Raw genomic sequence first — 12,672 nt, 5'->3', positions numbered from 1 at the left:
GTTTGAAATAGAAACGTAAAAGGTAAGAAAAAAGAACCCCCTCGACTAATAGATCAGTCTTATCATCAGGTTTATGGAAGTTTGTCATGTAACTCATATATTTTTGGATTATGTTCAAAGTTTCCTAGAAATTTTGACTTAAAATCCCGAAGATTTTTCTACATATTAAGAACAACAGTTCCGAGATCATAACCTGGATGGCATAAAAGGAACATTGATGAGACAAAAGTGAGAAAAGGACATCAATGTCCGTCAGATAGAAGGCTCTCAGCGAGCCTTTTAATTGCCCCTATGTAGTTGTTGTAATCCACTGCCTGCTCTGCGGCTGGATAGGCAAAGTGGTCTATAAGGATCGGCGAGAGTATCCCTACGATGACCACAGCTAGGACAAGCACCACCAGAACAAAGGCCATGTAAGGTTCCTCGTGGCCATGAGGATGTTTTTCATGTTCCTCATTATGCTCATGGTGCCCTTCACTTGCCTTCCCGCGCCACAGCGTTGCAAAAGTCTGGAAGTAAGCCCAGCCAGCAACAGCGCTCGTCACTATGACGACAATACCAAGCCAAAAGCTTTTCTCCACTAGAGCGTCGTAGATAAGCATCTTGCTGAAGAAGGTGTTGAGAGGAGGGATACCTACGAGTGCTAGCGTGGCTATGCCAAAGGCAGCTGAAGTTATCGGCATGTTCTTTCCTATTCCTGCCATCTCTTCAATGTTCCTAGTTCCAGCCGCGTGGATGAAGGATCCCGCCGCAAGGAAGAGGAGAGTCTTTCCTATGGCGTGGTTCACAATATGATAGATAACCGCCATCAGTCCGGTGAGACTCATCACACCGAGTCCCATGAAAAGATATCCCATATGCATTATCGTGGAGTATGCTATGAGCCTCTTGAGGTCCCTCTGGACGAGCATCATGAATGAACCCAGAAAGGCTGAAGAGGCACCAAGAAGGAGAAGGACTGAAGATATTGCCTTTCCAAGCTCTCCACCCACTGGAAATACTGTGTAAAGGAAGCGAGCAACGGCGTAAACGGCAACGGCAACGACAAGACCGCTGAGGAGAGCTGAGACCGGGCTTGGTGCCGCTGGATGGGCATCCGGCAGCCAGAAGTGGCCCGGAAAGTTCGCGGACTTTACCAAGAACGCCGCCAGTGCCAAGGCAAAGAACAGGGCAATCGCTAGACCAACATCCCCGTCCACGCTTCCTGTAACTGGAAATTCTATACTGTGAAACTTCGCGGCTAGATCTGCCATGTTGAGAGTCCTCAGGGAAGAGTAAACAATTCCCATAGACAGAAAGTAGAGGCTCGTTGCTGTGCTTCCCATGATGGCGTACTTGAAAGCTGCCTCAATGCTTTCGCTCCTTGATCTGTAGAATGCCACAAGGGAGTAGGAAGATGCTCCGATGACCTCAAGCATAACGAAGAGGTTGAATGCATCCCCAGTCATGAATGCTCCGAGGATTCCTGACTCAAGGCCGAGGAGGGCTGTGTAGTAGTATTGAAGTCCGTGCTCACTTCTCATATAGTCAAAGCTGTAGATAATCGCCAGAAGGAAAAGAACGGAGGACGTGAAGACCAAGAGCGCACCCATCCTGTCAACTTCAAAGACAATCCCAATAGGTGCTATCCAGTTGCCGAAGGCGTAAACCAGAGGTTCCTCGGAAGAGTAGGCCATCTTCATGAGTCCCCATGAGAGGTAAGCCGTTATCCCTGATGCAATGAGAGAGTACGCGTTGAAGAACCGCTTTGACCTTATGAACATTCCCAAGAATGGGAGGAAGAAGGCAAAGCCAAGCGGAACTATCGGAATTATCTCGATCCCCATTTCAACCACCTCAGTCGAATATCTTCTTGGCATACTTTTCGAAGTAGGCAACCACGTTCTCCTTAATCTTCCTCTCGTCCAGTGTTGAGACGTCAATCCAATGGACGTAGAGCCATTTGCCATCGTCGCTTATGTCCACCACCACAGTCCCAGGGGTGTTTGTTATTGAGTTTGCAACGAGCACTTTCCCGTAGTCGCTCTCGACTTCGAGGGGAATTCTTACTATTCCAGGACTAGCCTTGAGCGTGAAGACGCGCTTGGCTACATCAATGTGAGTTTTCGTCTCCTCGATGATGAAGTAGCGGAGACCGTAGAGTATCGCGTAGAGCCACCTCCTTGGCGAGAAGAACTTCGTATCGTTCTTTATCAGCCAGTGGCCGACAAGGAGAGAGACTATCAGGGCAACTACTGAGCCAGTAATCAGGTCGTACCTACTCACCGAGCCAGTGTAGAAAAGGTAAACCGCCAGTGAAATAACGAAAGTTCCAGGGGAAAACCTTTCTACCGGGTTCATGATTTCTCCCTCCTCATAATCTCGGCAATGTCTCTAGCGTCAACCGTTCCGTGAAGGCGATAGAGTTGAATAGCGAAGGTGGTTAGGAGTATGTTCATAGCCATTCCAATGACGACTGCGGTCAGAACCAGTGCTTGAGGAAGAGGATCAACAGCCCTATCCAGGAATTCGCTGAGGGTCAAGTGTTTCTCGTATATCGGTGGGAAAACCGGGAAGACAAGGCGATAGCCGATGAGGATGAAGGTCAGGTTTATCGAGTCGGTCATAACGTTGAGCATGATGATCTTCTTTATAAGGTTGGATCTCGTGACGACTCCATATATCCCTAAAAACATCATTGCAGAAAGCATGATTGTAACGTAGAACACCAGGAAGTTCGCTATCACCGCACTTCCCTCCTGAGAACGGTCTTGAAGATCCATTCGGATATTCCCAGGATGAGGAACACCGTCAGGAAGCCGAAGGCCACCGCTATGTACTCTCCCACATCAAGATTAAAGAGGCCAGTCTCCCCAGGCAGGAGGTTAATCTCAAGCACCTTGCCGCCGTAGAGAATGACCGGAGCCATGACGGTTGCCAGTATAAGGGCAAGGCCAGCTGCATAAGCTGAGATTGTGTGCCTAAGCGTTAACCCCTTTCTCTCTAAGGTAAACTTTGAGAAGCCCGCGAAGAGGAGCAGGGAAGCAACTGCCATCGCTGAACCCCCCTGGAAACCACCACCCGGTGTCAGGTGGCCGTGAAGAGCTATCGAGGCCGAAATCGAGACTATCATGATAACAACGAGCTTCGTAGTCGCCCTGACTATTAGATCCATCTGCCTATGCGGTTCCCCTGCCTCGAGGATTTTTACTTCTTCTTCCTGTTCCTCAGTTAGTCTGAGAACGCTTAAAGCTCCCATTATCGCCAGGAAGAAGACGAAGGTCTCGAAGAGCGTATCGAAGCCACGGTAGTTCCAGACTATGGCTGTAACAACCTCTGGACTGTGTGAAGTTAGTCCTTCATGGGCAAAGGCGTGGCTTAGATAGAACTCGCCCAAAGGTCTCAATGGATTGTCAGCTATACCAAAGACGTCCTCAACGGTGACGGCGTAGGATATGACAGCGAAAGCCAAAAGGAATGAAACCGCCACAAGTACATCCCTCTTCATTCTCCCACCTCGTAGCGCTCTGTTTTGCTTATGGCCAAGATCAAAAGGGCTGTGTAGGCTCCAACCGCTATGGCGAGGTATGCCAGCACTATGTCCGGAGCAGCCAAGATGTAGAAGCCGAGTGCGAAGAAGGTTGACTGCACCGAGGAGAGTGCAAGGGCCTTAAGCAGGTCGTGCTCCTTCATAGCCAGATAGCTGAAGACAAAGCCGAAGGAAACTACAATGGCCAGGATAATTAGGTGGAGCTCCTGCATTTCAAACCCTCCTGAAAGTGAACCTCGGCTCCTCTTCCTCACCAGGGAGTTCCTCGTGCTCGCGAACGAGCTCTGCAACGTCGCTTCTCTTGGGCAGATCTTCCTCAAGGTGATCAATCACCAGCTTCGGCTTTCTTCCGATCTTTCCGAAGTAGACCGCCGAGACGAGGGAGTGCGAACCTGTTGGGGCTATTATCAGAATCAAGATTCCAACGGTGAAGGCTATGCCGGCCATGAAGAACCTTTGTGCCCCGAGGGGGTGGTATACGAGGGCAACCAAACCGGCGCCAAAGACCGGAAGTACCGCACCGCCTATTGTTCCGACCGTTGCCGCGTGGGTTCTCATGTAAAAGTCGTCGAAGCGGAGGAGACCTATAGCAGCTATGAGATCGTAGATGGCTCCTATGAGAATCATTATGGCGCCTATTATGAAGAGTATCTCGCTGATCATACCTCCACCTCCCCGTAGAGGACGTATTTGGTGTAGTAGATGTCAAGCATGAATGCCCAAAGGGCGAGGATTATCGCACCGCTCGCGAGCATTATAGACTTGAAGTATATCCCAAGGATGACCATGAAGGCCGCCATATCGAAGGAAAGGCAGTCAACGGCGAGAATAATGTCGGCGGTAGTTGGTCCCTTGATAGCTCTGATTCCGTAGAGGATAAAGGCCAGGGTGTAAATAACAGCCGCAAAGTAGAGCATCTCGTTGAAGGCATCGACGATGTTCACGCTATCACCCCCAGGAGAACTATCAAAAGAGCCATCACAATGGCAAACCTGCTTATCATGGCGTTCATATCCAAGCTCTGCTCCCTACCCCAAGTTGAAGCCCTCTCGATTGCCCTGATGAGGGGCATGAACATTGCCTCGTCTATGTGCCTTATCGGGTAGTCCATGGCATCGTCGTAGTCTTTCACGAGAGGGAGTTCATGCTTGGGAACGACCTTGATGATGGGTAGTAGGTAGTTCAGATAGGCCTTTTTCCCCGCATCGACAAAGAACCTGGCAGTGAACTTCAGTATGTCCCCAACGTTGTAGAATATGAGGAGCAACTCACTTATCCTCTCTGTAGGCATCTTTCCCAGCTTGGTGCCTATGAAGGCCGTCATTATGAGGATCGTCAGGCTAAGGAGAGAAGCCGGGACACTAGCCAGGAATATGTCTGATAGACTTTCAAGCTCGATTCCCACTGCTTCGTTGGCAGTTTTGATGAGAATAGGCTGAACAAGAAGTGGTAATAGTGGCCCCCCTATTGTGAGCAGGGCCATCGCTCCCACAACGATTCTGAGAAAAAGAGGCACATTTTCAGCTCCAACTTCCCTCTTGCACAGCTCCCTGTTGAGCCTTCTAATTTGGACAATTGAAGCGAATGGGAAGAGGCCAAGGAACATAACGGCAGAGAGCATGAGGAGAGTGTACACGTCGCCCGTCATCAGAGAGCCCTCGTAGATCAGCCACTTCGAAACGAAGGCAGCAAGGGGTGGAAGACCCGCCATTGAGAAGGCTGATATCGAGAGGAGGAACGACATGACATGGCCTTTGAAAAGTTTTCTAATGGAACAGATGTTAGGCTCTTCACCATAGTGCTCTATAGCACCGAGACTAAAGAATATCGCGGACTTGTAGAGGATTTGATAAATCGTGTGGAGAAGTGCTCCTATGAGGAGCACAGCGCCCACCAGAGAGTTCCTGAAAACGACTGCGCTTCCCAAGACAAAGTAGGTTATTCCAACATCCATAACGCTGTGGTATGCGAACTTTCTCTTGAGCCTTATCTCCCTGAAGGAGTAGAGGGTTGCGAAGGCTGAGATTGTTCCGAGAGCGGCTATTGCATATCCGAGGACTATTGTGGGAGGCAGAACGTAGAAGTCCATCCTGATGAGGAGGTAAAGTCCGGCACCCTCGAGTACAATGAAAACCGGGACAAGGGAAGATGGGATCCTCTGGTATATCCTGGGAACCCAAGTATGGAAAGGAAAGACCCCACTCCTGACGAGGGCTGGAAACAGGTAGAGAACATAGAGGAACCACACCCTCACGGGCAGTTTCTCTAGGTTCTCATTGAGACCTTCAAAGGTCAGATGGTGGATGTTTCCTACAGCCGCGTAAGCCAGGCTGGTTGCAATGAGGAGAGGGATAATGCCAAAGACTTGGGTTAGGACTATATAGTTCCTGGCGGTTACCCTGCCTCCCTTGGCCACGGTTCCAAGGATGAGGGCCAGTGTGAAAACTGCCATGAGCTCGTAGGCTATCGTCATCTTCTCCAAATTATTGGTGGAGAGGAAGAGAAGGGCCGAGAGCAGGGTTCCGTTATAGGCTATCGCGAAGATTAGGGGCTTCGGCCTCATCTTGTAGTCGAGCAAGTACATCGAAGAAAAGAGACCGATGAGACCCAAGAGAGATATGAAAAATCCACTGAGGGGATCTATCTTGATTGAGGTCATAAAAAGTCCAGAGAGAATCTCACCCTCAACTCCCTTCCAGAGGCCGTATATTCCAGTAATGAGCGTGATCGCTGACCCGAACATGGAGAATGGAAGCGATACCCTGAAGTCTCTTCTAAAGAGAGGGGCAAAGGCGCCGAGCATGAAGAACACCAGTGCGAAAGCTACAGCCGATGCGCCCATGAAGGGGATCATTTCAGACACCTCCGTGGAACCCTATTTCCTCCACAAAGGGATAGGCCAGATAGGCCGACACTAAGGCGAGTATCATCAGGACGATGAGAGAAGTGTTGATTATCCAGTGGGTTGGGGCCCTCTCAACGCTCGGCTTTCCAAAGACGTTCCTGCCAAGCCACTTCATTCCAACCCAGAGGAAGACGACTGAATCCGTCAGCACCATGAGAATTGGAAGCCACGCGAACGGAGAAACTTCGATGGCTTTCAGGCTCGTCAAGAGCTCGGCCTTACTGAAGGCTATGCTCATTGGGGGGAGGCCTGCTAGACCGATTAAAGCAAAGGCCCAGGCGAAGCCGTTAACAGGGAGTATCTCCTTTAGTCCGCTTATCTTTCTCATGTCGAGTGTTCCAAGGGAGTAAGTGAAGGTTCCTGCTGTGAGAAAGGCCAGTCCCTTTATAAAAGCGTGAGTTGTGAGCTGGAACATCGCTGCCTTAAGCCCTATCTCAAGGCCAAGAGCCGCGAAGGTAAGACCAGAGAACATAATTCCTGCTTCTGCAACCGTAGAGAAGGCCAGAAGTCTCTTGGCGTCCTTCTGGACAGGATAGTTAAGGATAGGTATAAGGAGTGTTAGGGAAACCATTATTGCCATGAAGTAGAATACCCACGTTGGAAGAGGCCCCATGAACTGGAGCACGCGCGCTACTAGATAGACACCCATCTCAACCATCGCCGCACCGTGGAGGAAGGCCGAAGCAGGTGTCGGTGCTTCCATCGCGTCGGGAATCCAGGAGTAAGTTGGAAACTGGGCGCTCTTGGTGTAGCCGGCTATAAGTAGAGCTATAAAGAGCCAAGGTTTGATCCCTTTGTCAAGGTTCTGGAGGGCGAAGAGGCTCAAATCATGAAGCCTGGTTATGCCTATCCCTATCGCTGTGTAAAAGCCGATCATCGCTCCGACGTTGGGGATAATGAAAGCCTTGAATCCTGCTCTTCTAGCCTTTTTAGTGTTGTAGAAGCTCACCACACCCCAGCAAGCTAAGCCCATCAGCTCGAAGAAGATGAGCAGGCCGAGGAAGGTTGACGAGTATATAAAGCCCAGCGTTGCACCCTCGAAGAGCGTCATCCAGGCGTAGAAGAGACCCCTTCCCTTTCCGCCCGGGTGTCCCACGTTCCTCTCGCTCATGTATTCAACGCCGTAAAACATGAAGATGAAGCCTGCAATCGCCACAACCGTTCCGATAAGAACGCTCATTGGGTCGATTATTATTCCGTAGACCTCGCCGAGTCGCCCGGCTTCCAAGTACTTTATGTGGATCATCTCACCGTGCTCTGTAATGTAAAGGTATGTAACACCAAGCTGGAGCACCAGTGCCGTCAGAAAGGATCCCAACATTACTGCATCTGCCTTCCTTTCATCGAGCTTGAAGAGTATTAGCCCTCCGATGAGTGGTACAATGAAAGCCAGCGTCGCTAGAAGGTCTATCATATCTTTCCCTCCCGTGGACCAAAATCGGTTAGGTCTGTCTAACGAATCTTTTAAAAGTTTTTCGTTCTTTCACGAAAGGATTTTTGACAATTGGCCAAATATATGAAATCTGATAGAATAGCTTGAGAGTTTCTCGAACTTTGCAAACACTCCCAAGGCCCTCGATTTCTTCAAAGAACGTCATGGTGTTTGGATCGAAAGTTCCTTTGGCTATGTCCTCGTTTGATGCCCCTTTAACTCTTGAAAGGGCACTTAGGGCAGTCAAAATAAATTTCCCGCCGGGCTTTAGGGATTCATAAATGTTCTTGAGTATCGCCAAGTCGTGCTCTATTGGGTCGTCACTTGAACCTATTAACGAAAAAGCACCTTCGCAGAGGCATATGGCAGCGTCAAATTCCTCCTCACGCTTAAACTTCATAGCGTCTGCTTTTATGAACTCTACTTCAACACCTTCTTTTTGAGCTCGTTTTCTTGCTTCTTCAACATTCCCTGGGATATGTCAATTCCTGTAACCTTGTAGCCTCTTTTTGCAAGCTCTATTGAGTGCCTTCCGACACCACAGCCAACGTCCAGTATTTTAGCTCCTTCTGGCAGCTGAAGCTCATTCAATAAAAACTCTACTTCCTCTTTTGTGTGTTTAGTAAACGGCTCTTCCAAGTAGTGACTCGCCTCTTTCTCAAAAAACTCTTCCCATTCGTTCTTTTTCATTGTCATCACATCCGAATTGTTCTCCGATAGTTAAAAAAGGCTTGAAGGAACTTAAACCTGATGTCCGCTAACTAGTTCTGGTGGTTCTGACATTTCAATCCACCAGACCTGCTAACTCCAGAATGAAACCCCCGAAACGTTCGTTCATCGGGTTTCTAAAATAGAGCTTATCCAAATCTAAGCCGGTGGTGGTCGTGAAGAATCTCGACCTTTATTCGTTTCATACGCAATCAAAGGGAACAAGATAAAAAGCAAAGCCCAGAAACTTCAGGAGTCAGAACCCAGAAGTATCATTAGCTTCTCCTCGACCTCTTCCTTCTTCCTCACCAGATTCTGCCTCGTGATTTCATTTCCTTCTTTGAGATAAATCAGTGTGGGCACATTCATGACGTCGAACTTTTCCGCAAGCGGAAGATGCTTCTCCACGTCAACCTCCCAGAATTCCACTTCCTTATACTCCTCGCTCAGCTCGTGCATAAACGGTTCAATCATCCTGCACGGCGGACAGCCAGGAGAAGAAAACCAAAGGAGGGCATATTTTGCCCTCTCAACTTTTCCAAAGTCCCCATCAAACTCCCTGATCATCTTAACCACCTCAAATCTTAGCTTTTTTCAAAAGCAAGGAGTTTGTAACGACGCTCACGCTGCTCAATGACATAGCTCCAGCAGCCCATTCTGGTCTGAAGGTGATTCCAAAGAGAACATAGGCCAGTCCAGCGGCGAAGGGTATTAGGATGGTGTTGTAGAACATCGCCCAGAAGATGTTCTGCTTAATCTTTGAGAGCGTCTTTTGGCTGAGCTTTATTGCCCTAACCACATCTCTTAAGTCGTTTTTAATCAAGACGATGTCTCCGCTCTCCATTGCTATGTCGGTTCCAGAGCTTACTGCTATGCCTATGTCAGCTTGAGCCAAAGCGGGAGCATCGTTTATTCCATCTCCGACAAAAATGACTACTTCTCCCTTCTCCTGAAGCTTCTTCACTTCATTTGCTTTATCCTGGGGCAAAACTTCCGCTAAAACGTAATCTATGTTGAGCTGTCTAGCTATCGCTTCTGCGGTTCTTCTATTGTCACCGGTAATCATTCCAACTTTCTTGCCCATTTTGTGAAGCTCTTCTATCGCTTCTCTCGCACCTTCTTTGATTGTGTCCGCTATTCCAATAACTCCCACTATTTTTCCGTCAATTGCTACTATTATGGCCGTTTTAGCTTCATCTTCAAGCTTGAGGAGGGCTTTTTCAACCTCTCCTTCTATTGAGTAACCATTCTCTTTGAACAGCTTTCTATTTCCTGCCAAGATCTCTTTTCCATCCACTATGGCTTTTACTCCCTTGCTGGTTATTGCCTCAAAGCTTTGGGGCTCTTTAACCTCTAATCCGAGCTCTTGAGCTTTCCTAACTATGGCTTCTCCTAGTGGATGCTCTGAGCGCTTTTCAGCTGAAGCTACTAAGCTCAAAAGCTCTTTCTCATCCATGCCAAAAGTCACTACATCTGTAACTTCAGGCGTCCCTTTTGTTAGCGTTCCCGTCTTATCGAAGAGAACTATTGTGGCTTTCCTCGCTATTTCCAGTACTTCACCATTCTTGATTAAAATCCCCATTTCAGCACCTTTGCCCATTCCAACTGTTAAAGCCGTTGGAGTTGCCAAGCCAAAGGCACATGGGCAGGCAATCACCAAAACGCTGAGCAGTGTTGTGAAGGCGAAGAGCAGAGGCTGGTCAGCTATGAAGTACCAGTATCCAAAGGAGATTAGTGCTATTGTCAAAACTGTTGGAATGAAGTATGTAACGACTTTGTCCGCTAATCTCTGAATCGGTGGTCTTGTATTTTGTGCCTCCTCAACGAGCTTAATTATTTGTGCCAGAACGGTGTCTCTTCCGACCCTCTTTGCCTCGATTTTAAGCACGGAGTTCTTGTTAATCGTTCCGCCGATAACCTCGTCGCCCTTCTTCTTCAAATTTGGAATTGGTTCTCCGGTGATCATCGATTCGTCAACGTAGCTTTCTCCTTCAATTACAATTCCATCAACCGGAATCCTCTCTCCAGGTTTGACTATGACAATATCGCCAACTTTAACTTCGCTTATTGGAACTTCAATCTCTTTTCCATCCCTAATTACGGTTGCCTTTTTAGCTTGAAGGCCCATGAGCTTTTTAATTGCCTCACTCGTTCTTCCTTTGGCCAAGGTCTCTAAGTAGCGTCCAAGCAGGAGGAAGGCCATTAGCAAAACGCTTGCCTCATAAAAGTTGAACTCCCTCGGAATAATTCCTATTGTAGCTAAAACGCTTGCAAAATAAGCAGAACCAATTCCCATGGAGTACATGACTTCCATGTTCAGGCTTTTGTGCTTCAATGAATTGAGAGCCTTTCCAAAGATATCCCTTCCAGCGTAGATTATTGCCAGAGTTGCCAGCAGGAATTGAATGTAAATTAAGTTGGGAATTTCAATCCCGAATCTGTGAAGCTGCATTGAGGCGAAGAGAGTTAATCCTATTCCCCAAGCAACGGCAAGTTTTTTCTTCATTTCCATCATGTGCTTCTCTCGAATCTCTTTTTCTACGTCATGGCTTTCCTCACCTTCAACTCCCAAGAATTGGTAGCCAACCTCTTCAATTGCTCTCTTAATATCTTCTATGCTTACTAAACTTGGGTCATAGCTTACCTTAGCCTTCTCAGTTGCCAAATTGACCTGGGCATCTAAAACTCCAGGGAGCTCTTTAAGAGCTACTTCAATGGTTTTGACACACATTGCACAGGTCATTCCGCCGATCTTTATTATCGCGTCTCTCTTTTCCCGAACCACCTGATAGCCAAGCTCTTCAATCGTCTTTATAATCTGATTCAGGCTGACCCTTGACTCATCGAAGTCCACGTAAACATTCTCAGAGTTTAAATTGGCTCTGGCGTCTTTAACTCCATCAAGCTCTTTCAGAGCTGTTTCTATGGTTTTTACGCACATGGCACACGTCATTCCATTAACCCTAAGCGTGAACTTCATAACTATCACCGATATTTACTCAACAGCACACTTTAAGGGCATTATTTCTACCAAAGTGTAAACGCTAACCGAAGAATTTTTATATTTTGAAAACAAACAACTCGTGGGTGTTTATCATGACAAAGCTAGATGAACTGGATTTGAAGCTGATATATCTTCTCATGGACAACTCAAGATTAAGCATCTCCGAACTCGCGGAAAGACTCAGCGTCAGCAGGCCAACTGTTAAGACGAGGCTAGAAAAACTTGAGAAAGAAGGAATTATTAAGCGTTACACGATTAAACTCCACCCAGAACTCCAGAGGGCCCACAACGTCGTTGCTCTGATAATCAAAACTGACAAGCCAGAGAAGCTTCAAGAGTTCGAGGAAATCATCGAGATCAACCGCTTCACGAGTAAGAAGTATCTCATAAAAGTGGCTGTCGAAGATATGGAGGGACTGAGAAACGTAATAGAAGGTGCCGGTTTTGAGGTGCTTGAGATAATGCCTATCCTAGAGAGCATTGAGAAAGAGCATCCTCCCAAGGTCAAGGTTCCATTCAAATGCGACTACTGCGGCAAGGAGATAGTCGGTGAGCCGATAGTTTACAAATACCGCAACAGGGTTTACTTCTTCTGCTGCCCTACATGTTTGAGAGAATTCAAGAGAACAAGGGAGAACATAGAAAAGCTCAAGCTAAAAGAACACGAAATAGAACACAGTCATGAACACCATAAGCATTAAACAAAAAGAAATGGTTTAGAGCGAAGTTCGCTCACTCTTTCCCATCTTCAATACCCATTACTCTTTCGCAGTACTCGTGCCTCTCCTTCCACCAGCTTCCCATGTACTTCTCCATTATTGACTCCATTTCCTCCTCCATCTCCTCATGCATCTCAGCGAAGTCTCCACTCTCCATGTACTGCTCCATTTCCACATACATGTCTTCGTCCATCATGCCCGGCCCATGAGCAACTCCCATCATTGGACCAAAGCCTCCCGAGAAGCTCCTGTCTCCACCCCAGCTGAACGGCCCTGAATGCGCTAGACCGTACGGGACCGCGATAAGAGCTCCAATTATGAATCCGATCAACATGGACTTCCACTCCATTTTGCATCACCTTTCTGTTGTTTTCA

The 12,672-nt window shown here is 47.8% G+C and carries 12 protein-coding genes and 2 pseudogenes; 1 reads left to right on the top strand and 13 read right to left on the bottom strand.

Annotated elements, in window-relative coordinates:
• Positions 1–545: 545 nt before the first annotated feature.
• The 12 genes and pseudogenes from E3E32_RS10225 to E3E32_RS01780 form a co-directional block, all read right to left on the bottom strand.
• Positions 546–1,448, bottom strand: a pseudogene (locus E3E32_RS10225) (proton-conducting transporter membrane subunit); the annotation flags it as partial.
• 388 nt (positions 1,449–1,836) lie between these two features.
• Positions 1,837–2,340: a Na+/H+ antiporter subunit E gene (locus E3E32_RS01830; RefSeq protein WP_167729932.1), complete on the bottom strand. Its 504-nt coding sequence runs from the start codon at positions 2,338–2,340 to the stop codon at positions 1,837–1,839.
• A complete protein-coding gene (locus E3E32_RS01825) occupies positions 2,337–2,726 on the bottom strand; it encodes a sodium:proton antiporter (RefSeq protein WP_370456346.1) in 390 nt (129 codons plus the stop codon). The genes E3E32_RS01830 and E3E32_RS01825 overlap by 4 nt, the downstream gene beginning before the upstream one ends.
• On the bottom strand, positions 2,723–3,487 hold the full coding sequence (locus tag E3E32_RS01820; RefSeq protein ID WP_167729931.1) for a Na(+)/H(+) antiporter subunit B: 765 nt from the start codon (positions 3,485–3,487) through the stop codon (positions 2,723–2,725). The genes E3E32_RS01825 and E3E32_RS01820 overlap by 4 nt, the downstream gene beginning before the upstream one ends.
• Positions 3,484–3,741 carry a hydrogenase subunit MbhD domain-containing protein gene (locus E3E32_RS01815; protein WP_167729930.1) on the bottom strand — a complete coding sequence of 86 codons (258 nt, stop codon included), beginning with the start codon at positions 3,739–3,741 and terminating at the stop codon, positions 3,484–3,486. Before E3E32_RS01815 ends, E3E32_RS01820 begins: the two co-directional genes overlap by 4 nt.
• A 1-nt stretch (position 3,742) precedes the next feature.
• The gene (gene mnhG / locus E3E32_RS01810; protein ID WP_167729929.1) at positions 3,743–4,192 is read right to left on the bottom strand and encodes a monovalent cation/H(+) antiporter subunit G; all 450 of its coding nucleotides are present in this window, start codon (positions 4,190–4,192) and stop codon (positions 3,743–3,745) included.
• A complete protein-coding gene (locus E3E32_RS01805; protein ID WP_167730889.1) occupies positions 4,189–4,446 on the bottom strand; it encodes a monovalent cation/H+ antiporter complex subunit F in 258 nt (85 codons plus the stop codon). Before E3E32_RS01805 ends, mnhG begins: the two co-directional genes overlap by 4 nt.
• A gap of 23 nt (positions 4,447–4,469) precedes the next feature.
• The gene (locus E3E32_RS01800) at positions 4,470–6,383 is read right to left on the bottom strand and encodes a complex I subunit 5 family protein (RefSeq protein WP_167729928.1); all 1,914 of its coding nucleotides are present in this window, start codon (positions 6,381–6,383) and stop codon (positions 4,470–4,472) included.
• A gap of 1 nt (position 6,384) precedes the next feature.
• The gene (locus tag E3E32_RS01795) at positions 6,385–7,848 is read right to left on the bottom strand and encodes a hydrogenase 4 subunit D (RefSeq protein WP_206205191.1); all 1,464 of its coding nucleotides are present in this window, start codon (positions 7,846–7,848) and stop codon (positions 6,385–6,387) included.
• A gap of 28 nt (positions 7,849–7,876) precedes the next feature.
• Positions 7,877–8,556, bottom strand: a pseudogene (locus E3E32_RS01790) (class I SAM-dependent methyltransferase).
• 267 nt (positions 8,557–8,823) lie between these two features.
• A complete protein-coding gene (locus tag E3E32_RS01785; protein WP_167729927.1) occupies positions 8,824–9,141 on the bottom strand; it encodes a thioredoxin family protein in 318 nt (105 codons plus the stop codon).
• A 10-nt stretch (positions 9,142–9,151) separates the two neighbouring features.
• On the bottom strand, positions 9,152–11,554 hold the full coding sequence (locus E3E32_RS01780; protein WP_167730887.1) for a heavy metal translocating P-type ATPase: 2,403 nt from the start codon (positions 11,552–11,554) through the stop codon (positions 9,152–9,154).
• 116 nt (positions 11,555–11,670) lie between these two features.
• Here E3E32_RS01780 and E3E32_RS01775 point away from each other — a divergent pair, with 116 nt between their 5' ends.
• Positions 11,671–12,279, top strand: coding sequence for a TRASH domain-containing protein (locus E3E32_RS01775; protein WP_167729926.1), 609 nt, complete (start codon positions 11,671–11,673; stop codon positions 12,277–12,279).
• 31 nt (positions 12,280–12,310) lie between these two features.
• Here the strand turns inward: E3E32_RS01775 and E3E32_RS01770 are convergent, their stop codons facing one another.
• Positions 12,311–12,646: a hypothetical protein gene (locus E3E32_RS01770; RefSeq protein ID WP_167729925.1), complete on the bottom strand. Its 336-nt coding sequence runs from the start codon at positions 12,644–12,646 to the stop codon at positions 12,311–12,313.
• Positions 12,647–12,672 lie beyond the last annotated feature (26 nt).

This window comes from Thermococcus sp. GR6 (assembly GCF_012027415.1).
Classification (GTDB): domain Archaea; phylum Methanobacteriota_B; class Thermococci; order Thermococcales; family Thermococcaceae; genus Thermococcus; species Thermococcus onnurineus.
The sequence above is the reverse complement of the archived record's forward strand: the minus strand, read 5'-3'. Positions and strand labels throughout refer to the sequence as shown.

Coding starts and splice junctions, on each gene's coding strand:
- E3E32_RS01830 (WP_167729932.1), bottom strand. CDS start 2,340: ATGAACCCGGTAGAAAGGTTTTCCCCTGGAACTTTCGTTATTTCACTG.
- E3E32_RS01820 (WP_167729931.1), bottom strand. CDS start 3,487: ATGAAGAGGGATGTACTTGTGGCGGTTTCATTCCTTTTGGCTTTCGCT.
- E3E32_RS01815 (WP_167729930.1), bottom strand. CDS start 3,741: ATGCAGGAGCTCCACCTAATTATCCTGGCCATTGTAGTTTCCTTCGGC.
- mnhG (WP_167729929.1), bottom strand. CDS start 4,192: ATGATCAGCGAGATACTCTTCATAATAGGCGCCATAATGATTCTCATA.
- E3E32_RS01805 (WP_167730889.1), bottom strand. CDS start 4,446: ATGCTCTACTTTGCGGCTGTTATTTACACCCTGGCCTTTATCCTCTAC.
- E3E32_RS01800 (WP_167729928.1), bottom strand. CDS start 6,383: ATGATCCCCTTCATGGGCGCATCGGCTGTAGCTTTCGCACTGGTGTTC.
- E3E32_RS01795 (WP_206205191.1), bottom strand. CDS start 7,848: ATGATAGACCTTCTAGCGACGCTGGCTTTCATTGTACCACTCATCGGA.
- E3E32_RS01785 (WP_167729927.1), bottom strand. CDS start 9,141: ATGATCAGGGAGTTTGATGGGGACTTTGGAAAAGTTGAGAGGGCAAAA.
- E3E32_RS01780 (WP_167730887.1), bottom strand. CDS start 11,554: ATGAAGTTCACGCTTAGGGTTAATGGAATGACGTGTGCCATGTGCGTA.
- E3E32_RS01775 (WP_167729926.1), top strand. CDS start 11,671: ATGACAAAGCTAGATGAACTGGATTTGAAGCTGATATATCTTCTCATG.
- E3E32_RS01770 (WP_167729925.1), bottom strand. CDS start 12,646: ATGGAGTGGAAGTCCATGTTGATCGGATTCATAATTGGAGCTCTTATC.